At 30.7% G+C, this 23592-nt stretch carries 16 protein-coding genes; all 16 read right to left on the reverse strand.

Going from position 1 to position 23592, the window contains the following annotated elements; genetic code table 11:
• Positions 1-830: 830 nt before the first annotated feature.
• Positions 831-1100 carry a hypothetical protein gene (locus tag QWY78_RS05685; RefSeq protein ID WP_290217425.1) on the reverse strand — a complete coding sequence of 90 codons (270 nt, stop codon included), beginning with the start codon at positions 1098-1100 and terminating at the stop codon, positions 831-833.
• Positions 1101-1231: 131 nt separating this feature from the next.
• Positions 1232-1453 carry a hypothetical protein gene (locus QWY78_RS05690; RefSeq protein WP_290217427.1) on the reverse strand — a complete coding sequence of 74 codons (222 nt, stop codon included), beginning with the start codon at positions 1451-1453 and terminating at the stop codon, positions 1232-1234.
• Positions 1454-1595: 142 nt separating this feature from the next.
• Positions 1596-2213 carry a hypothetical protein gene (locus tag QWY78_RS05695; protein WP_290217429.1) on the reverse strand — a complete coding sequence of 206 codons (618 nt, stop codon included), beginning with the start codon at positions 2211-2213 and terminating at the stop codon, positions 1596-1598.
• The gene (locus tag QWY78_RS05700; protein WP_290217431.1) at positions 2197-2961 is read right to left on the reverse strand and encodes a hypothetical protein; all 765 of its coding nucleotides are present in this window, start codon (positions 2959-2961) and stop codon (positions 2197-2199) included. The genes QWY78_RS05695 and QWY78_RS05700 overlap by 17 nt, the downstream gene beginning before the upstream one ends.
• Complete coding sequence (locus QWY78_RS05705; RefSeq protein WP_290217433.1) at positions 2962-3576, reverse strand: hypothetical protein; 615 nt, start codon at positions 3574-3576, stop codon at positions 2962-2964. It abuts the gene before it with no gap.
• A 6-nt stretch (positions 3577-3582) separates the two neighbouring features.
• Positions 3583-3762: a hypothetical protein gene (locus QWY78_RS05710; protein WP_290217435.1), complete on the reverse strand. Its 180-nt coding sequence runs from the start codon at positions 3760-3762 to the stop codon at positions 3583-3585.
• Complete coding sequence (locus QWY78_RS05715; protein ID WP_290217437.1) at positions 3740-4360, reverse strand: hypothetical protein; 621 nt, start codon at positions 4358-4360, stop codon at positions 3740-3742. Before QWY78_RS05715 ends, QWY78_RS05710 begins: the two co-directional genes overlap by 23 nt.
• A gap of 3 nt (positions 4361-4363) precedes the next feature.
• On the reverse strand, positions 4364-5998 hold the full coding sequence (locus QWY78_RS05720; protein WP_290217438.1) for a hypothetical protein: 1635 nt from the start codon (positions 5996-5998) through the stop codon (positions 4364-4366).
• An 80-nt stretch (positions 5999-6078) separates the two neighbouring features.
• Positions 6079-8241, reverse strand: coding sequence for a hypothetical protein (locus tag QWY78_RS05725; protein WP_290217440.1), 2163 nt, complete (start codon positions 8239-8241; stop codon positions 6079-6081).
• Positions 8242-8289: 48 nt separating this feature from the next.
• A complete protein-coding gene (locus QWY78_RS05730; RefSeq protein ID WP_290217442.1) occupies positions 8290-8535 on the reverse strand; it encodes an SH3 domain-containing protein in 246 nt (81 codons plus the stop codon).
• A gap of 289 nt (positions 8536-8824) precedes the next feature.
• Positions 8825-9496, reverse strand: a complete 672-nt coding sequence (locus QWY78_RS05735) for a hypothetical protein (protein WP_290217444.1) — start codon at positions 9494-9496, stop codon at positions 8825-8827.
• A gap of 2 nt (positions 9497-9498) precedes the next feature.
• The gene (locus tag QWY78_RS05740; protein WP_290217446.1) at positions 9499-12456 is read right to left on the reverse strand and encodes a hypothetical protein; all 2958 of its coding nucleotides are present in this window, start codon (positions 12454-12456) and stop codon (positions 9499-9501) included.
• A 51-nt stretch (positions 12457-12507) separates the two neighbouring features.
• A complete protein-coding gene (locus QWY78_RS05745) occupies positions 12508-13491 on the reverse strand; it encodes an SH3 domain-containing protein (RefSeq protein WP_290217448.1) in 984 nt (327 codons plus the stop codon).
• A gap of 7 nt (positions 13492-13498) precedes the next feature.
• Positions 13499-15268 (reverse strand): patatin-like phospholipase family protein, encoded by a 1770-nt coding sequence (locus tag QWY78_RS05750; RefSeq protein ID WP_290217451.1) that lies wholly within the window; start codon positions 15266-15268, stop codon positions 13499-13501.
• An 18-nt stretch (positions 15269-15286) separates the two neighbouring features.
• Positions 15287-15868 carry a hypothetical protein gene (locus QWY78_RS05755; RefSeq protein WP_290217453.1) on the reverse strand — a complete coding sequence of 194 codons (582 nt, stop codon included), beginning with the start codon at positions 15866-15868 and terminating at the stop codon, positions 15287-15289.
• A gap of 11 nt (positions 15869-15879) precedes the next feature.
• Positions 15880-23583, reverse strand: a complete 7704-nt coding sequence (locus QWY78_RS05760; RefSeq protein WP_290217456.1) for a COG1470 family protein — start codon at positions 23581-23583, stop codon at positions 15880-15882.
• Positions 23584-23592: the final 9 nt, after the last annotated feature.

Genomic DNA, 23592 nt, shown 5'->3' on the forward strand with positions numbered 1-23592 from the left:
AGGCCAACGAGTTTCCCACATTCCAACAAAATTTTAACAATGACAACAATAAATTATTAACAAAAAACTCTACTTTTGAGTGTGCCTAAGATGGGTGAGATTACACCTGTACTTATTTTATTCAGTAGCTGTGTTTATTTTACGCAGGGTTTTACCTAGTGATATTTTACGCAGGTTCTAGATTGACCTTGTGTTATTTTGTGCAGTTAAAAGATTTAGTATCTAGTATTTTTCGAAGGTTTATGTGTAACTGTTTAGTTTTCATAGGCATTTTTAAAATCCTAGTCTGAAACGGATACTTACCCCTTCTTTGGTAAACTGGATGATTCTAGTAGTGATGTTTTGCCATACTTTATAAATTCTGTAATCTTAAACATTAATAAATTTTGACCTGCATTTGCTGCTATTTTTCCTAAAAAAAATACAAAGTACAGGCAAATGCCTACACTTTTGTATTAAAATTATCGGAAATTTCCTTTTTTAAGAACCCTATACCTAAAACAGACCAACACATGTGGAACATTAGCATTCTGTGCAATTAATTGCATCATATATTGCTTTATTCACCTCATAATAATCATCCGATAATGTCATTTTATTTTCGCCATCTTTTGATGCTAATTTTTTATAAATCAATCTTTCTTTCATATAATTGATAAGGTATTCCTGCTTTTTTATAAACCGACCATTCGTTTTTTTTTTTCTCTAAAAAAATTAATAATCGCCCATTGTTTTCCATAAGAATTACAGCCTTGTCACCATCATACATAATTCTGGAAAACTTATAATCTCCAAGATAATTGGAAGATTTTGTAAATTCAGAATTTTTATTAACCCTTATCAAATGTTTTTTTGTTTTGATTTTTGGAAAATCTATTTTTTAAAGGAATGAGATTTTTTGTGCTCCCGCTAAAATTATTTTTTACAAACAATTCCTGCACATACCAATTATTTTTATAAACAAATAAAGTTTTATCTAACGAAAAATAATAATCACTTTCATAATTTTGATTTAAATAAAGGTCATTTATTTTTTCTTTGTATTCTTCGCTTTCGTCTTGTAAACCTTCTAAAGCTTTGTCGTTTTCTAATACTGACACTATTACATCTGCTTTAATTACAACTTACAAAATATTGTAATCATCTTCATTTAATTCATTTGTTGCTCTACAACTATTAAGTATGGAAAAAACAAAGAAGCTAATTATTAAAAATCTTATTATTTTAAATTTCATCTCCTCTTAAAATTTTTTAATCGTTCTATTAGTGGTTTTAATTCGCTGTCTTCAAATGGTTTTGGATCAAAGTCTGGTGGAGCAGCAAAAGTGCTCCATAAAATCATTAAATTTTCGCCATCTTTAAAAGCCAAAAAGTTTCCTTTTGCAATTTGTGTTGCTAATCCTTTGAGATCTTTTGTTCCATATATAAAAGAAAGATAATTATAACCTTGCAAAAACTTTATGCCTGCATAACTGCTTTCCAATGCTCTTATTATAAGTGGACTGCTTATGAAATTTGCAGTAATGGGCGCAAAAAGAGCAATCCCGCCCTCTACAATTTCAGAAGAAGCTGATTTTTCAGTCTTTTTTTAATTTTCATTTCATACTCCATTTCCCATTTATTTTTCTTAAAGTGATTGGAAGACTTTCTATAGAATGATGATTATCCTTATTATAATGTATTTTGGTAATTTCAGCATACGCATAATTTTTTTTATTATCAAAATAAATTTGAGATATTATAAAATTCCCTAAGAATATTTTCTCTCCTATTTGAGTGGAATCTTGCACCCGAATTATATTTTGATTCTCTTCAATTTTAGAAAAATCAATTTTATTCGTTTTAGATGTTTGAACTTTCATATCTATTCCTAAAAAAGCATTCATTTCTTTTGTCGTTCTATCATTCCTTATTGCAGCAATTAAAGAATCTGATAAAATATAGCAAAACTTGTTATTGGAAATAAATTTTGAATACCAAAGTGAATCTAACAAAAATCGATCTGGAAATATACCCTCTGCTAAATCATAATCCTGTTGAGATAATTTTATTTGATTATGCCTTAAAATTTTAGTACGAATAATAGGTTTTATATAGGTTTTATTGAGAATATTTATGATTTCATACTCATCATTATTGACATTTTTATTACAACCAACAAATAGAAATAAAACAATAATCGCAAAAAATGTTTTTTTACTTAATAAACTCATCGTAATATCGCTTTATTTGGTTAAGTTCATTCGTGATTTTATTGTATTCTTCTTCGTTTTGGTTTTTTAATTCTTTATACTCGTTGGTTTTTTCATAAGTTCCCCAAGCTGATAATAGGAATTCATAATCTGTAGAAGATAATTTTCCTGTCTTCTTTAAATTTTTAAGCAAAGGGAAAATTTCCTTGCTGTCTTTTAATCCATAAGCAAACGTAATAAAATTGTAGACTCTCAAAAATGCTTTTCCCTCATCTGTCCGATTTAAGTATTCTTTTAAATAGTCCCCCAAAAGAGAATCACTAAAAGCCAGAAATAATGCCGCTCCATTATTTGCCACGGACCATTTACTAATAACACCTAAGCTCAATTGCTCTGCAAGAGCGAAATAAGGCATAATAAAACCTACCGTAAAACTAATATCCGACAGAAGGTCTTTAACGGAATATTTTTTTGACAAAGTATTATTAATTCCTTTTAATGCAAAAGCGGGCAAAGGAATGATTTGTCCCGCTACAATACCAACATCCAATTTACTGAACATACAAAAGGCATATACAATTTCATTATAATTGTAAGTTTTTCCTTGCAAATATTTATAAGGATTAGAAGCATCATCATAGGTATAAACCCAACGATGTCCATCTCCGTCCATTGTTTCCAGCAACACAAATTTTATCTTGACTCTTGTATCTTCGTATTCAACAATTGGCGTAGCACCATAATCGTACATACCATCAACAATTGTCAACTACAAATCAATTTTGTTTTCTCCAATTTTAAAGGGAATCCTATCACCAAAAAATAACATCCAGTTATCTCCGTCTTTTTTATAAAAACCTATTGCACGATAATAACCATCAATTATAATAATTATAGCCGCAGTATTTCCGTCATAAGCTATTCTTGACAACTTTGCTTCTCCTATATATCTTTCAGATTTTATTAATGGTGAACTTTTATCAATTCGGATTAAGTGTTTTTTCGTTTTAATTTTTGAAAAATCAATTTTAAGAGGAATTAGATTTTTCCTATCTCCGTCAAAATCGATTTTCTCAAATTGTTCTTTCAAATAAAAATTGTTTTTAAAAACAAATAGAGAATCTTCTAAACAATAATAATAATCACTCTCATAGTTTTGCATATCAAACAAATCATTTAATTTTTGCTGGTACTGGGATGTGCCAGGTTTTAAGTTCTGCATTGCTGAATCCTTTTCTAATAAAGACAAATCATCAACTGTCACTGTTTTTTGAATAATTAATTCCATTATTTTATAATCATCTTCCGTTAAAACATTTTTATTTTTGCAGCCCAATAAAAAAAATATAGAAATATAGATTACTAAATATTGTAAATTTTTCATATGATATTATTTTACTCTGTCTATTTCTTGTTGAAGTCTTTGCATCTCAATTTTTATTCTAATTGATTCTGTTTTATTAATTGCATCATATATAGCTTTATTTACATCATAATAATCATCCCACAATGTCATTAAATTTTCACCGTCTTTTAAGGCTAATTTTTTACAAATCAATTTTCTTTTCATATATTTCATACGGTATTCCTGCTTCTTTATAAACCGACCATTCGTTATTTTTTTTCTCTAAAAAAATTAATAGTCGCCCATTGTTTTCCATAAGAATTACAGCCTTGTCACCATTATATATAATCCTAGAAAGTTTAAAGTCTCCAATATAGTTTTGTGACCTTGCTAGTTTAGAATTCTTATCAATTCTTATCAAATTTTTTTTTGTTTTGATTTTTGAAAAATCTATTTTTAAAGGAATTAAATTTTTTGTGCTCCCGCTAAAATTATTTTTTGCAAATAACTCCTGTACATACCAATTATCTTTATAAACAAATAAGGTTTTATCTAATGAAAAATAATAATCGCTCTCATAATTCTGGTTTAAATAAAGTTCCTTTATTTTCTTTTCGTATTCTGGTGTATTTCTTTTAAAGTCTTTTAAAGCTTTATCATCCTGTAAATCATAACCATAAAGAATAATTTCTTTTTCAATTACTTTCTCTATAATTTCATAGTCACTTAAATTTAATTCATTTCTTGCGTTACAAGCAATCAAAAAAATTAGACTATAAACAACAAATAAAAATTTTTTATTATTTATTTTTGCAAATTTCATATTTTATTTTTTTCGATGATAGTGATTAATCTCAAACAAAAGTCTATTTAAATCTCTTCCCATTTCTGTATTCTCAAAAGGTTTCGGATCAAAATCTGGCGGAGCAATAAAAGTGCTCCACAAAGCCATTAAATTTTCGCCATCTTTGAAAGCGGAAAAATTTCCTCTTGCAATTGCTGCTGTCAATCCTTTTAAATCTTTTGTTCCATAAATAAAGGAAAGATAATTATAACCTTGTAAAAATCTTATACCTGCATCACTGCTTTCCAATGCTCTTTTTATAGGTGGGTTGCTTATGAAATTTGCAGTAATGGGCGCAAAAAGAGCAATCCCACCTTCTACAATTTTGTACCATCTGCTTCCTATCTGTACCAGCTCTATCAGCTTTATATATGGGATAATAATACCTATTATCTCTACTGCTTTATTTATAATATCCAAAATGGTAATTTCATCGGAGATTCCTTTATGAAATGCTTTTATGGCAAAAGCAGGCATGGGTATTATCCTTCCTTGCGCCAATCCTAAATCCGTATTCTCGAACCAAATATATACTTTCAGCATTTCATCATAAGGATATTCTTTAAAGAGACCTAAGACTTTAAAAGGATTGGGGTTAGAATCTGTAAAATTTAATATCGTTCCATCTCCAACCTCAAATCTGATATCTTGTAAGAATATTGTAGAATTTTTCAATACAATAATAGGGTCGGGTCCCATATAACTAACAGCATTATAATAAGCTTTCATTTTTCTTACAGGAATGGTGTGTGATTCGGGAATCGTAGTCAGGTAGTCTTCTAATCCTTTTTCTCCTCGTTCCTTTAGTTCTTTATTATATCTCATTTTCATAAGGAGCAAAACAAACTTGAGATTTCCTTGATTATCAAACTTTTCATCTATTTTTTTAAAAAGAGTTGCCCCATTTTCAAAAATCTTCTCATATAAAGAGTGTGCTTCGCTTTCTTTTACTTTTTCAATCAGATTGATAATAAATTTCTGCTGGTCAAATTCATACCACCAATCGCTTCCCACTCCCCAATACTGGTTTAAAATTTTGTTTATCAACTGTATTCTCTCATCAAATGTAAGTTCATAAATCAAAATATCTGGGTCATAATTAGCTAAAAGTTCAAAATTGCTAAATTCTTGACTTAATGCTATATTTATTGCTGATTGAAATTCCGTTTTCCAATCATTGTAATTCAATTTAAGGAATTCTTCAAATGCTGTAAAATCCCTTCCTGTGCCACTTTCGTCTTTAATGACAATAATTAACGAGTAGGGATAAAAAGCGTGTGTGTTATTGTTTTCAAAGAAATCCTTATGACGGTATTTTGATCTTATTTTGTAAAGAAACCCATCTGGTAAACCATTATAATATTCTGAAGTAAAAATGTAGCATTTTCTATCTATTTCGTCAGGTTTATATGAAATTGCAATTGCATCAAAATCATATTCCGCATCAAATTGTCTAGTGGCAAATCTTAAACCTGTTATATTTTTTTGAAGTCCACCAGTTATTTCACCTATCTCTTCCGAATTAAATGAAAATCCGGATTCTTCATAGCAAATCAGAAATTTTTCAATAAAAAATTCTTTTTGTTCAGGAGTAATAATTTTTTCATTTTTGATCAATAAATCTCTCGGTTTTGAACCACTAAAAGTGATCCAAGAATCCTTTGATTTTATAGTTAAAAAATATTTGAATTTTTCTATTAAATTAATATACCGATTGTCCATCTTTTTTCATTTTCTAAAGTTATTGGATACTCATATTCAACAAAACCTGAAGAGGCTAACAAAGATATTCCTTCGCCATACACATATATTTTCACATTCGGAAATAAAATTTGCAGTGTCCCATTTTCGTCTTCATAATTAATTCCCAAAGAATATTTAAAATAATATCTGTGTGTTTCATCATCCAGCAAAGGGTTCTGCTCTTCTTCATCCAAATATAATTTCACATTGGAAGCAGCCCCTGCCGGAATAATCTGCATCAATTTCTCATACTCTTCCTTCAAAATTCCTACGGAAAAATAGGTAGTATCAATTTCTTCGTTGAGTTTTAGCTTTAATAGTTTAATTGTCTTAGAACTATCTTTTATTTCGTTGTAATAATAACGGTAACTTCTATCTCCATATAATTTCATCATTAAAAAACTGGCTTCATTATTTCTCGGAATATTGGTAATCATAGAGCTTCTTGTCCCGAAAATCAAATCTCTATTATTAGTGAGGTTACTATCTATCGTATCTTCTTTTTTGGCAAGGAATAAAACTTTTTCTTTATACAAGAAATCATCTTCTTCTTGTTTTTTCCCTTCATAAAAAAAGATACTGTTATTAATAACCGACATTGATTGTAATTCAGAAAAAGAATTCAAATTAATAAAGGATTTTTTATTAAAAGAAATACTGGTGAGATTTCCCTCCAAATCCAAAAAAGATTTAACATTAATTAAAGGATAAAGTTCCCTTACAACATTGTGGTGCTTATCTAGAAAATAAGGTTCGATTGTCAAATAAGGTTCATCTATATTCTCCCCAATGTACAACAGTTTGATAATACCTGATGTTTTATTTATTTTGAAATTTACAGCCTCTAAATAATCTCTTTCTTTATTCGAAATATTTTTCAGCTCTTTTATAAATAATACATCTTTATTTTCTTCCTGTGGATTTCCGATATCTATATAGAATATTTTATCAAAATAATTTTTATTATTGATTAAGCTGACCAAAAGTGTCTCGGAATCTGAACTATTGTATAAAATTTCCACAGGCCATCCGTCAGTCCCAAATTGTTTTTCCTGTAAATGATCAGCATCAGTTCCTATTTTCATGTTTTTTTCATTCAAGTTATAATTTTCATAGAAATTATAACTGCGTTGGCGATTGCTTTGGATGTAGAGATAAATGGTATTTTTGGTGTTGAAACTATCCAAAAGATCAGAAATCTCATTTTCATCTTGCAGAATGGTTTCCTGATTGCCGGAAAATACTTTAATTTTTCCTTTTCCGTAGGTGTGTAATCCGTAAAATGCTGCAACATCTATAAACTGCGTCGAAGTTTCTTTTATCAGTTTTTCTTGTATTCCCGTATATGGTGACGGATCCAATATATATCCGGAAGCTCTCGCATACGAAAGGTTCAACTGAAATGGATTAGGATCGTTCTCAATATGATAATTACCTTCATTTAGAACTATGTCAATTCCCAATTCTCCATCAGCATTCCCCAAGAAAGTTCCGGCAGGAGTTATCGGAAAATCAAAAGGTTGAGATTCCGTTGTTTCTCCATTTTCTTCATTGATTTTGGATATTTTGAAAAAATAATTGTCAATAAGATCGATCTCTGGCTGCGGACTTTCCTGTACAGGATAACCCAAAAATTCCGCCGTGAATTCTGGAGCAGGTTGATTGATCAATTTGTAAAAGTCTTTGAATTCTTTCTGAACATGATTCACAAAGCCTGTCGCAGAAACACCTTCCTGATTGATCTTGAGATTTTCATCCATAAAATCACTTTTCATAAGTCCTCGGTAAACAATATAGCGGATTCCCAAACCGCTGATTGGTTGTCGGAATGGTTTCAAAATAAGGTTTATTTTTTCCGAATCCTTGCTATTGGGCTGGAGAAAAATCTGTCCCTGAGCAATCGAAAATACCTTTACAGTTCCCGAAAACGTAATTTTTGAAGTCGTACTAAATTTTGAATTTTCATGTCCAATAATTCCAAATTTGTTCTCAGCCGTTTGTGAATAGGCTTTATTCTTCTCAAGAAAAAAATACGATTCTGCATAGAGTTCCCCCCGAACATTCCGTCCGCTGTTTGACATTGATCCTAAACTTTGGTTTGCTATTGTTGATGGCATATTTATAAACTGATTGTTGTTGTTTTCTCCTTTCTACTGATTCTTTGCTTACTCCTTAAAATCCAAATACTGGTCTTTTACCCACCTAGATTCCATACTAATCTGCGACCAGCCGTTTTCTTGAGCATAGATAAAGACTTCCGTTCCTTTTGTAAGCGAACCTAATTTTGGAAAAGCAGTTCCACATCCGGAACGAACATTAAGAATATCCGTATTAACTAAAGCACGTTTTACCTCTTTTGTATAATTCGCTCCGTTATTTCCTTTTAGTAAATTCACTTCTTTATTAACCAAATTCCACTTTTTATCTTTTTTTGCTATGTCATATTCTGTTGGTGTAGATAAGTAAACATTGATAATGTTTTCATTCCCACCCGAATAATATCCATCTTTCGTATAATAAACGTATTCGGCATTATCCTCTTTATCATTTCCGCATCAGAAAAATCCTTTGAGCAGAATATAAAACCACCATCAATAATATAAACAAAAATATCTTGTCCTAGTCCTACGACGGCAATTTCTCCATTATAATCTAATTATTTTAGTTTATACTGTATTTTTTGACTCTTTTTCAAAATCATTAGAGTAATGTTAAATATTTTTGTTTTATATAAGGTTTTATTTCATCATATGAAAAATTCACCTCGTAGGATTCACCTCTATTTTTAGGGTTAGTAAATACAAATATCAAATTATATATATCTCCACTTTCATTCTCATTTATTTTGTAGTTAGAAAGGTTATCAAAATTAAGAGAAATTTTTATTTGATATATTTTTTCAAGTTTTTTTAAACAGGCTTTAATAAGATTTTTTTTGTTTTTAAACAATAAATTACTTATGTTTTTATCCTCTTTCAAATCAAAAGTAAAATACTTAGTATCTTCATAAGGAGAACCATACACTTGTAACGAAATAGACATATTTAATAAATTGTTTTTATTGAAATAAATTTCATAATTCTCAAATCCATATTGTGACTCTTGTAGAGTTTTTTCGGATTTGTATTCTTTAAATAGTCTCTTTTTGTAGCTTAAACGGTCTTCATATTTTGTGAAAGTCTTATTATCAAAAAGATGATAAGCACTCTGTATTTCTTTATATATCAGAGGTTTATTTATTTTTAATTCTTGAAACTCAAAACATTGTCCTGACAAACAGACCGTATCTTTTATAATCTCTATTTTTTGAGAGTAAACAAACAAAGGAAATGATAAGAAGCATATTTTTAGAAAACAAAGAAAAAATTTCATTCTTATTTATTTTTTAAATATTCTTTGTGTCCTAAAATATCAAATGCAACTTTTGCATTAGCATAAAATTGTCTTCTTATTGGAAGACCATTGGTATCATATCGGTTAATCGCCTTAGAAACGGAATCTACATCATCAATATCAGCATATTCTTTAGCAGTTTTCTTATTATACTTTGTACCACCATTCCAAAACCAAATAGCTGACTGAGTTGCATATTTAGCGTCTTGAGAAACCATTAAATAATTACCTTTTAATGGTTCTATTTTTTCTTCAGTAAAATCTATTTTTCCACTATTATCATCTGGAAATGGGTTTTCATTACGGTATTTCGAAAAGGTATTATAATTTGCTCTTCCTGTGATTTGTTTTAATCCACGTCCTTTAAATTTCCAACCATCCCTAGTTAATTCATTTCCATTTCCCAATCCTCTTGTGTCTCCTGTGTATGGAGCATAAGCTCTCGACATCAAAGGAACGCCAAAATAAGAGTGTTGCCTTATAAATATGCTATACTGTAAGATATTATTAGCATTAAAAACTTGCTTTACTAACTTATCTTTTTTATAAGTTCCATATAATTCTCCATCTATAATTAATGGTTTTACGGTAGATAATATGTTAGCCAATTCTCCGTTACTCTTTATCAATTCTTTATTATTATTGTCAACAATTTTAAAAATTAATGATAAATAATTTATGAGAGAATCAATGATAGTGGAATCTATTGTGATAAGACTATTACTAAAAATACCAAGTGTAATACTTGAAGAGTAGCTTTCGGATTCTTCAAACGTTGTAAATCGACCAGACTCTAATGCAATTTGTGCAATGAAATGGGCTTTTCGCAGACAAGTATCCAATCCTAAATCTTTTCGATATTTATTCAAGTAAGGAAGAATAGACGAAACTATATTATTTTGTTTTTCACTAAGTTCTTTAATACCTATTGTTTTACGTATTAATTCGGCAGTGAATTCTTCTGCACATCTTGGGCATTTTCCATTTATTACTTCTTTCTCTGATTCAGCATCAGCAAAATCCTTCGAGCAGAATATAACCCCACCCATAGTATAAACAAAAACATCCGCAGTTGGTTCTAAGACGGCAATATTTCCATTATCATCCAAGCCTTGTGCATTCAGTTTATATTTTCTGTAAGTTTTCCCGTCTATGTCTATTGCCGGATCGGGCGAGACATCCTCGAAGCCAATATATGTTGCGTGCTTGTCCGATAATCCTGTTATATTTTTTAATGTTTCCAACTCGTTTCGCGTGATGCCAAGGATAAAAAGACTTTCTTTATTATTTGGATAGCCATTATAGGCAGAAACATCCAAAATTTTAACAGGCTCCACAGTGGCATTTTCTTGAATGATATCAGCCGTACAATACATATCCTTTTTCAGAAAAGACGTTTGGTTAAAATCACCTTCTAAATCAAAGCCATCATTAGCTCCTGTATCTGTGCTAACATAAAATTCTTCCGTACTTTCATTGGGGAAAAGCATTTGGGTGTGGAAAACCACACGATTATCATCAAAATTAGCTCCACAAATCACTACACCCGAAAAGTCTTCTCCACTTGGTAAACTTCCCTTCAAAAAAGAATAATTGGCATTTGAAGCTTGCTGAAATATATTATCGGCATCTCCCAAATTTGGAACATCCAAGGAAGCAAAAATAGTATTAAAAGTGGATTGGCTTTTTAGAGTCTTATTATGAAAATTGATATTATTCTCTTGTCTGTAATAGTACAGCTTAGCATAAAAAGCCACACTTTTCGTGCTGTTTACAGGCAATTTAAGCGCAATATCTTTGCTCCAATCTGTCGAATTCTCTTCCAATAATTTGGTGTCATCCAAAAAACAAGAGTTGTTAAAATTATCAAATAATTCTCTGTTTTCTGAAAATAAAATCGGTTTTAGATTGTCATCTATCCGCAAATTCAGATTGATTTGTTCTTTATTCAGAGCGTCAAGAATCAGGATTGGCCAAGAATGAGTTCCGTATTCGGAAGCTGAATTTTCTACTTTTATATTTTTATTATTTGAGTCTTTATAATTTTGATAAAAATTATAGGAATAGCCATTTTCACTCCTGATATCAAGATAAACTTTGTTTTTGTTGTAGAATTTACTAAGTAAATCGTTGTACAGCTCTTCTTGTTTTTTGTTTTGAATGGTTTTAGTATCGCCCGAAAAAACAGAGATATTTACCCCAACATCATAATGTGAACCAAAAAAAGCACACGGATCCAAATATGATAATATGAGTTCCTGCTTTGCTCTTTTTTCAAAACCCGATAGATTGGAAACATCAATCGTGTGATTTTGTTTCCTCAAATATTCTAAATTGATTTGGTTGTCAAAAGACGGGTTTTCAAGATTATCACTTTCCAAAATAATTTCAAACCCAATTTTTTTTGAATTTCCGAAATTCCCAATCCATTCTCCTTCTTTTACATATATTGGAAATGTAACCGACTGCGAATTATCAAAAAGTTTTTCAATCTCTATCGTATTTGATAACGTTTCATCATATCCAAAATCTTTCGGGACAGGATCTGGGTAATTGGGAAGATTAAAATTAATTCTAAATTCTTCTATGTCTTTCCATATCCTTTGTAGAAAAAAATTTTCAGGTACTTGTGATTTTGGAATAATTTGATCATTAATAAAAAGACTGTCTTTCGAAATCCCTCGATATACATAATATTTTACAGAACTGAATTGTATATTTAAACCTTTTGTTGGCTTTAAAATAACATTTACCAAACTTGAATCCGAATTTGATTGTTGTACTATTATCATTCCATCTTGGCAGGCAAAAGTTTGGGCTTTAGCTGTTAATTGAAATTCAGAAGTTATTTTAAATAGCTTCGAATTCGAGCTATTGACCCCAGAACTATCTGCAATATTTTGTTCTATTAATTGGGTGTGATCTATGAAAAAATGCATATTTATTTGGATTTTTATATTTCTTTACTATTTCTATTAGCTCTTTCCTCACTACATAAAATCCAAATATTGGTCTTTTACCCACCTAGATTCCATACTAATCTGCGACCAGCCGTTTTCTTGAGCATAGATAAAGACTTCCGTTCCTTTTGTAAGCGAACCTAATTTTGGAAAAGCAGTTCCACATCCGGAACGAACATTAAGAATATCCGTATTAACTAAAGCACGTTTTACCTCTTTTGTATAATTAGCATACACCCAATGTTCTGCTGATGATGAAATCTTGTACCAATTGTTTTTTTCTTCATATACCCTTAAAACAGCACCTAAAAGTGCAGGTTCTCTTTCTTTAACTTTGGGCTTAGAAGAAGATGAACCCGTCCGAATATTGAGTATATCTGAAGTGACTGATACATACTTTAAAACTTTAGGCAAATATTCTACAATGGGTTGAATATTTTGAGCAACTAATGGGATAAAATACTTGGCACAATCTTCTACTTTGTTACCACCAAAGAAATTGGTTCCAGGACAAGATTTGTTGTTTTTTGTTCCATTATTTCTAGCTCCTGTAGATAAATCATACCAATTATGGTAGACAATTGTATTGGTATTGGGTGTTAGACTGAACTTTTTACACAAAGCCGCTGTAATTTTGAGGACAGCCATTTTCTGAGCATCAGTCATCATATCTGCACCTTTATCAAAGTTGCCAATATTCTCAATACAAATGGCATTGGCATTATTTCCAGTGATACAGGCGGGTGATTTTTCTATGCTTCGTCCAGTAAGCACTGTTCCGTCTGGAAAAATACTGAAATGCTGCCCAATATCCGCCCATCCATTGACATTAACATGGGTGTTTTTCATACTTTTCTGCAATTCAAAATGATTATCTCCTTTGAAATGGATATAGGATGGAATATAAGTATGATGTTGCTGAATGCGAAGAATAGTCCTTCCTATTTTTAAGTTAGCAATATACTTTTCAAACTCCGAAACAGTCATTTTTGTGAAGCCATATTTCGTTTCCATATTACAGTTATCTTAATAGTTTATTTTTATATAATTCTTCAATGATAATATTGGTAATTTTATTTGAAATTGTTTTTGCAATAAACCTACTCCCGACTGTTTTCATAAAAGTATATCCCAATATTTTCCATATTTTAACTTTAATATTTTTAATGAAAAGCAGATCATTTCGTTTTTTTATTATTGGAATAGTTGCATTGTTATCCATTTTTCGAAGATAATCATACGAAACATCTACAATAGTTTTTATCCTTTTATTTAAAATTTTTTCCAAAGGAAGTATATTCTCACTGTAGTTTATAGAAGGAAAAGTTAAGCCATTGGTATTGTTTTCATTGGTATAAGGATAAAAACGCATTCTGCCATTTTCTATTTGTTTTGATTCAATTCTAAAATCAGGTATAATTGGAATCATTATTTTTTTTGTATTGGAATCCACAAAAGCATATTTTTCCTTCAAAGAATCATTCCACTGTGCTACAGAAGGGTGATGATCTTCTTCTAAATGAAAATAATGTCGTAAAAAACTTTGACAATTTTTCCTTCCCAGCATAAAATCATGAACGCGAAAATCCCTATTGATAAAACCAGCAAATCCTGATAAAGAACCACAAGCAATGGTATTTTTTAAAGGCTTGTTATTTTCGTCATATCGGGTAGGCCAAATCATATTCTTATCAGTATTATCATCAAACATATCCGTGACATCATTTTCTTTAAAAGACGCTTGATTGCGCAAAGTGGAAATCAGTTGTGGAATCGTATGAAACAAATCTTCTTTTATCTCTTTTATCTTAAATGGATTAGCAGAAATATAATTGGGAAAAGGATCAATCATGATAAGTTTATAGTTTTTATTAAACTCTTTACCAATGACCCTTAATGCTTCTGCAATAGGTTCATTATTTGTCAAACCACCATCTACTGCAGTAAAACTGTAATTTTCATCAATTCTTGGAATAAATTTAAATTCATTTCCAAATATTCTTTTAAGATTACCAATAATATAATCTTTAGGGATTTTTTCAAAACTAATACTTTTCAGCCCTAACGGAAAAGCACCACTTGCTCTTGCACATTTCAAAAAAAAACGTAAAGATTCTTCATCATTTAAATCAAGATCAAGCTTAGAAGTATCTCCGTTAATCTTATTATTTTGAAAATAAGCAAATCCTTTATGATAAGACATTGTGTGTGCTACTCTTCTTTGATCAGAGTCAAAATAAAGATCAATCGGAATTCCCTTCAGATTGCTTAAAGTAAATAAAACATCTAAATTGGGGTTAATAAAAGTCGGAAGAATATTGATTTGAATGGATTTTGATTTTAATACAATTTTATCAATCAGTTGATCCATAAACCGCACATTCAGTAAAGAATCTAATTTCCCGTTTTCTATATCTTCTAATGAAAGAAGATATTCGCAAATATCTTCTTCCTCTTTTAAACCAAAATTAACCCATGTATCAAATAAAATATTATTTTTAGCTTCTGCAGAATTGGGATCAGTCACTTCTTTTATGGAGACTTTTGCAAGACCAATCAATGAAACAGCTGCTGCTATACTGCCCGCTGATGCCCCAGTAAAAACATCAATAATTACATTTGGTTTTGGAATATTAACAGGATCAGCTTTATACTTTTCTTCCCAAAGAAACAAGGTATTAAAGAGATAATCTAGTACACCAGCTGTATATGCACCAGCACTTACTGCGCCTGCCAAAACAAGTCCTATATGTATTTTTTCTTCTGTCGATTCTTTAGAATTTTTCACCATACAAAATCAATAAAACTTCTATGGGGTTATTACAGGTGGATTCGATAAAATAGGTAATTCCTCCTCTATTATTTCATTATAAACCCTAATCTCTATAGGAAGTTGTTGGAAAGAAATAGCTGCATTAGGCAATTCCATACCCGGATCTACAATAACAGGTCCCCCTTCTAAATCTCCAGGATCTTTAGTATTGGTTTCAATTGCTTCACAGTATAACACCAACTCTGTACTAGTAGATTCATTTAATGAGAAAACAACCTTATCAAATCCGCATGTATCACTTAAAATACCTATGTTAATAAATATTCTATCTAAATTAAATTCATAAATAGTATCGGTCGAAGTAATGGATATACGGTTGTCTTGTATACGAAATTGTAAATTGGTTAGTGTATTTTCTAACAAAGTATGCGTTATAATTGGTCTGCCTAATCCAGAACCATCGCAGTTCAAAAGTAAAGAAATACTTAAATATGGCTTCTCCTCTCTTTGTGCTATTTCTGAAACAAGAGCTAAACTATCTATTAGATTCGCGAAATTTGATTGTGTTGGGCGTTTTCCTGTTTGAAAATAACTTTTAAGTGTGTCTCGTATTGTCATGATTGTATATTTTATTTAATGATGAATGTTTTTTCGATAATCATTCCATTGGAAGTTCCGTTGGAAGAGATTCCCTGAAGGTCGTTCCAGATGTCATCTGTAAAGAGAGTTAATATATTTTCTTCTATGCTGAACATATTTGATGTGTTCTCTACAACTACTTTAAAATGATAATACTTGCGGTTCCCGTTTTCATCAAAGAGTAATAATTGCAGATATTCGGGATCTAATGTATCGAGAGCAATCGCGATTTTTCCATCAGCAATATCTATAATTTCCTTATTTTCCCAAACCTCTTGGTTAGGAGCAGGATTAGAATTATAAACCTGTAGCTGTATTTTATCATTAGTTGAATTCACGATACATCTTGCTATTTCTTTCCAGTTTCCTTGGGAAGACATGGAATATAAATGATAAATTCCTTTGTAGCACGTGGTATTCCATTCGAGTGTAACATGGTTTACATAATCTTCATTCATCGGTCGGATTCCGGAACTTTCAATCACCGGCGCATCAGGATTGCTGGTTTCCGTAAGCAACAATACCAATATTTTTGAAGCTTGTGATGGGACATAATCTGTAATAATAATTGGTGTACCATCTGTATTAGGAAGAGGATCTGCGTACTGAATTTCTTTTTCAACAGTAACTCTGTAAAACAGGGTATCACCAAATGGAATCTGATCAAAATCTTCCAAACTATCATTAATGTTCCATGTACCCATTTCAGAAATTTCTATATCGGAAATTTCTAATTGCTCAACTTGTTTCATTGAAAGAATAGATTCAGCATCTAACCTATTTTCTGCACGATAAAGATTAATTTTCTTTATGCTGGCAATTTCAGGATATGACTGAACTTCGATTTTAATCTTGGGCTGAATTCCTAAAACTTTATTTTCCAAAACAGTTAGTCCACTTAAAATTTTAGGTGCTTCAGCAGGATTAGAATCAACTAATTTCACAGGACCAAGAACAGGACTTAAGTCACTCATAGTCATTTGTGATCCTATTTCTCGGGAAGCATAGAAGTAAAGATTGTTTGTCGTACCATTCAATGTGAAATCAGTGAACAGTGTTATGTTCTCAGCTTTATCCATAATAGTCATCATTGGAGCCATATCAAAAACAGGATCTTGATTTGGATCTAAACCAGGTTTTAATAGATAACCCGAGTCGTCACGAACCCTTTGTTTTTTATTAAGTGGCAAATAGGAAAGATTCTGTTGTGGATGCTGAAATGTTTTAATATGTTGATATATTATTGGAATTTCTGTAAGAGGAACAAAAGTATATTCCACAACTTCCCTAACAAAATCAATAAGTAGAGTTCCATCTCCATCCACTCCTTCGATGATTGAGGTATTCAGTTTCATTGTTCCGAGAGGGGTTTCCTCAAAATCTATCAAATCATCATTTGTTCCAAAGGCTTCATTGTGAGATTTTATAAATTTGTTAATTCCCTCAAAAAATTCTTTTTTGTCAGGAAGAGGAAATGCATAAGGGAGAATCGGAGATGGGTTATCCTCATCCGAAACTACTTCAGGATAAGGTTTATATACTCCAGGCATAGAACCATCTTCATGATTAAATGCTCCCAAATATTTATAATCAAAGAAATTATTCCAACGATTGGCAAGAAATTCTTCCTTATTTCCACCTAATGATGCCAAACTTTCATAGATTTCTTTTACTTTTTCAGACTCATATAGTGCTGACAATAAAGCATTATTATCGGTTCTGCAAAACTGAACTCCGTATGGTTTTTGCTGAAATTTAGTCGTAAAACTATAAGTCGCTTTACCATAAAAATCAGGGCGAGTGGCATATAAACTTCCAATTGGTTGCTCTGGCGGTTGAGGATCAATAATTTTTTGACCTAGAATAATACTTGGAGCAGAAAATTTAGATTTATAAGGAATGTTGTCCATTTCCCTATTATTTTCATCCACAGAGCGAAAACCAAATATAGACTGTTTGATAAGATGATCCCCAGTTGGCAATATTGAATCCTTTGTTAAATCATGCAAATCATTTTTATACAGGTACAGAAAATAGGACGGATAGTAATTTATACTTATGTCACTTCCTGTTTGGATTTGCTCATTTGGTAAATTATTTACAGGATTACCATTCTCATCAAACTTAAATTCACTATCATAAACATATAATATATAGGAACTTTTTCCCAACCGTTGTGTTCTTATTACTTTAAAAACATCTCGCGATTTTATAAAAGTATTTCCAACAACATTTTTATTTCTGAAAGCTCTTACATAACCATTATTCAATTCGTAAAATCCTTGATCTGTAATGCCTAAAGACTCTCCAAATCCAAAATTCCTAATTATAATTTCATACATTCCCATATGAACGCCGCTTTCGGGATATTGTCTAATTTCAGCTTCCGTCCAAAAACCTCTGGATTTTTCCAGATACTTTTGCACACTTCCATTTTCCGAAGTTGAAGTAATAATTTCTCTTTTAATTATCGGAAAATTCAAAGGAACGGTAAATAAATTTGGATATTTATTGCCCCAAACTATAGTTGACTGCATGTTTTCCATCACTACAAACAGATCATTTCCTGAAGTTGTGGGCAGTGTTAATGAAGTGAAATTTACTGCAATGGTGCCACCTGATAGAATTGCTTGGCTTACTTCTTCTTTGTACACCGTAAACTTTAATCCATTAGTATCATATTCTACATTTTTGATTACATAGGTTTTATTATTTACTAAGAAAATTGACCCAATAAAATTTTCGAATGTCGTACCCTGGGGAAGAATAGATAAAAGATCTTCATTCGTACTTGCTAAATGATACTTCATGGTTTTGAAAACTGCACATAGTTTGTCTTTAGGATCTGCTTTTATTTCAAACAATCGTGCAGAAATACTCTTTGGCGTTTCTTTCCTGTAATACGTTTCGATATAATCTGCAAACAAGTCATATTCATCAGGAAAATATGTTTCTATTTCCTCAATATATTTATCATCCCCAATTCCAGAATCTGAGGGGATAGAGTGTGTCACCAAATCCTGATAAGCATTATAATCAAAGTTGATTCTCACAAAGGTTTTGTCATCACCTTCAATTTCGGCATATTTTTCCTGTTCAAATTCAGAAGTAAACATTAAAGGTTTTTCTGGTAAAATAAGCCACGTTTTTATATCCGAAGGCGGAAGCAAAGTATTTTTAGGCTTTATTGTAGTGCTAATATTACTGCTGAAATTACTAGATCTCGCTCTTGAGAATATATTAATACTATAAGTAGAATAATAATAATCCCCAGTCATTGTTTGCCGATGCACGTACAAAGGATCCCAAAAATTTTCTGGTAGGATAATCGGTACAGTTTCAAAATTAGATAGTTGTCCATCTGATCCAACATTTTTATAAGCTATATCGTGTGAAAGTTCAGGCTTTTTCCAAGTGAGCAAACTATTACCAGCACTCCCTATTTTATATTCTAAACCTGCGTATATAGGAGGCGAATAAAGTGATGCATCCCAAGAACTCGCACTTGAAAAAAACGAAGGATTTATTTCTGCTGACGGTAGAGGTTTACTGATGATACTGATCATCCTATTTTTACCGTCAAAAGTATACCCTTCATCATCATAAAACACCGGAATATCTTCATTAGGTTTATTAGGAATACCTTTATAAAGTTCGGCTATTTCTATAGGTATTGGCAAACGCTCTGTATCGCAAGATGTTGGCAAAGACATCGAAAGAAGTTGAGATGGTTTTGGTTTGCTTTCGTCTAATGGATCTTTTAAAGTTTTATATTCAGTTAAATAAATAAAATCATCTGCAGAATTTGCCTCTTCAATGTTATCTAAAATACCCAAACCAAGTAATCGCGCAATGTGATAATCCAATGCAGCTATTTGAAGTAAATCCAAATAAGAAATCTTGGTGGTACCATTCTCCTCATTCGGATCTGTAGTTTCTGTAATTATTTCACCATTAGGAGCCGAAAAATTTATATCCAAATAATCTTCAGCTCTTGGATTATCTGCAAAAGTACTTAAAGAAAGATATTTTTCAATCAGTTCCCGTATTCCTCTTTTGGGATCACTCACACTACGAGAAGTATAATTCCACTTATCAACATAGTTTTGCTTTCTAACAAATTCTCCCTCATTATAACGAAGCCATTTTCCGTTAATATTACCTAAAATAAGATTAAGGGTCTTAATGTTAGTTGTTGTTGTAAGCGCATAATTCCCATAATCCTGCCATGCATTCCAATACGAAGCAGATGATATAAAATCACTATAAAATTCAAAATCAAATTGATGAATTTTAGTTCCCTGTTTTTTAAATCGAATACTTCTTCCATTTTCTACCAAAATTTTTGCTCCCCGAACTTCCGCAGGAGTCATTTTTTTTCGGTAAGATAAAAATTTAGAAACAATGGGTTTGTTTTCTTCCACAGAAAGAACCTCTAAATATAAATCACCAGTAAATAATTTATTGGTAAGAGGAGAAACCCTAAAAAACAAGTCATTTTTACTTTCGATTTCAATAATATTTTCACCATAAGCTTCTATAAATCCAAAAGGATCTCTAAAAGGGTCTATCATTGCTATTACATCATTATATCTAAATTTATTTCTGAAATACACATAAATATTTTTTTCATTTACTACAAACTTTGCCGAAGTATCATCATTGTTTGAAATAGGAACATCTAATTTGTATAGCCAATAATAACCAGAATTATTTACTATATGGGGCTTTTCAGTTAAATCTAAGTGCAATCTTACTCTTACGTTATCTGTATACGGAACTCTGTAAGCATTTACATAATCATTAGGTTTATTAAAATTATATTCGTTTGTAGCCATATCACCTTTCGGTAAATGTTTATTTCCTAAATTACCGCCAAACAACCAGCGTAATTGAATTCCTTTTGGACTGTCTATCCCTTTTGAGCCAACCGCTTGTAAAGCAAAACTTGGAGATTGCAATGAAGTATTATAATTTACATCTACTTGAACGCCATTATTAAATACTTCAAAATCTAAAAGGAAAGGAACTGTGTTTTTTACATCACCTATATTAATGTAATGGTAAAAATGACCAAAATCCGTAGGTACCGAAGATAAAGGGTTTAATTCAATTTCAATTGTTTCACTCATTCCTGGCTCAATGGAAATGTCATTTACCGTCTGAAAAACAAGTCCAGCAATATCATCTACATCATTGTGAATAATTGTATGTGCCTCTAATGTAAATGGTTTGACTAAGCTGTTGTTTTGAATGGTAATGACCCCCTTAATCCTGTCAGTTACCATAGTGTTTTTGATGAAGCGAGGGAATCGAAACTCTGAATTGGTAAGTTCGACATCTAGCACATCTTCAATCACCGTAAAAGGAATATTGTAAGTATTTGGTGTAATTTCAGGTGTTAGATCGATTGGGCATGTAAAATTGCCTATAGCTTCGCCGGCTTTAGTTACAACTATTTCAACTTCTTTTTCTTCACCAGGTTTTAGTGTAACGGAAGGTCTAGTTTTAAATTGTAATCCATCAATATCAGCACCTAAAATTGTATTGCCAAGAGTAATTTCACGAGATTGTGTGAAGTTTTTTATTTTCATTTTCCCTATGAACCGCGGAAATTGGCGAGGGTAGTTATATCCTTGTATGAAAATAAGGGGTTGTTGAATATCAAGTTTTGTGATTTGGATATCGAGCGGTTCGTCAACCACATGAAAAACTATTTCATATTCATTGAGATTAATGATATTATATTGCTGATTTGACAGAACAATTTCATGTCGAAAATCACCATTTTCTCTTGGAATATCACATGAAACGGTAACGAAGACCGGTAAATTTCCAAGTGGTGGAATACTTACTAATTCTGCCGTTCTAAATTCAAATTTGTTACTTATCTCTTGATAAAGAATAGTTCCGGCAGGAATTATCAATACTCGAAGTGGATCATTATTTTTAACAGTGAAACTACCATAAGAATCGGGATTTGGAGTTACAACACTCCCTTTAAAATAAGTTTTTTCGGATAATAATGAAGATATAATTTCTCCGTTAATAGTATCTTCATTAACCACGAACGGAATCCTGATACTATGTAATAAGTTATCAACAAAAGGAGATGATATTTCTACTAGAGGTGAAAAAAAACCTGCTTGGATTGGAGTTCCTGATATGAATATTTTAATTATCGCAGAACCATTTGCTGGAATTATCGTGTTAACATTTTCGGTTTTGAAAGTAACACCTTTTTCTGTGGCAATTACAGTTTTTGCGAATAATGTAGCATCAGAAGTACCCGAATTTGAGATAATTATATCTCTTACATATGCTTCAGAAATAGGACGATTCCTGATTAATGGATTAACATAAATAGTGGAGGATTCTAATTTGAGGTTGTAATCATAAGTTGGAGGGCAAGCGTCTGTTTGAGAACTATCTAAGATATTAATTATTGTACAATTAGGAATTGAATAATTAGGATTGTTATTAGCAATTGTAGCAATTATATCTTCATTAATTTTCGAAAAACCTGATAAAAAAATATTAAAATTATTGCTTTGAACCGTTTTACAATTAATAAAATTAAGATCACTTTTTATAAAATTAGTATCAAAATTACTTTCACTACAAGCAACATAAATACTTGAATCATTAATTGAATTAGTTAAAAATTTATTAAATAATAATTCTCTACTTAATATAACGGACATATCCGCTTTGTTAATTTTATAAAAAAATTGACTATTAAAAAAATATATAAAGTTCGTATCCTGTCTAATAAATAATTGTCTTTCAAAAAATGAAGTGTGATTCAAATCTGATTTATAAATTTTTAATATTTGATCATTAAAAAAATCATATTCAATAAAACAAATTTTATAATACTGATTATCGTTTTCTGTATTATAAACTTTAAAATGACCTAGAATTAAAGCCTTATTATTTATTACATTACTTATATTAACAAAACTTAATTCTTTATATGGTTCTTCACCAGAAATATGAATATCATAATTTTTTAAATTATTAAAATTTTCATCAAATTCACAAAACTTAATTCTCCTGCTATTATTATTTGAATACAAATTTTCTGAAATAACTAAAATTGAATTTACTCGAGATATAATAGCACTTGGGTAAAACTTAAAATCATTTGTCTTCTTCGAATATAAAACCTCTCCATTTTCATAATTAATTTTGTAAAAATTGAAATACCTCATGCGTCTAACATCTGTATTGCCATTATAGTATGTCAAATTTTCAAGTATAGATAAAGCTATGTTTCCGTTTTCCAATATATTGACAAAATACTTTGAAGGAAAACTATCATTGTAATTTTCGTTAGGTATATAATAAGTATAATCATAATACTTTTTCACCCAAATTTTCTCACCACTAGTAGTTATATTTATGAGCCATAATTGTCTTTCATTCATTACAACAACTGCCGCTAATAATAAAATTGAGCCATTTTTTTGTATTAAAACATTCTCGAATATTGCTCCATATACATTATTAAGGTCAAATACTTTCTCCCATAAAATACTCCCATTGTAATCTCGACAGCATATATAAGGTTGTGCTTTTGAATTAATTGTTACCGCTCCAACACTATAAACATTAGAATTTATTTCAAGTATTTTTCTAATTGTTGGATAGAGATTTAAAGGGTTATTATATCTTTTTACAAAATTTGACATTTGTATTAA

The sequence above is a fragment of the Kaistella yonginensis genome, from assembly GCF_030409525.1.
In the GTDB taxonomy this organism is placed as follows: Bacteria; Bacteroidota; Bacteroidia; order Flavobacteriales; family Weeksellaceae; genus Kaistella; species Kaistella yonginensis.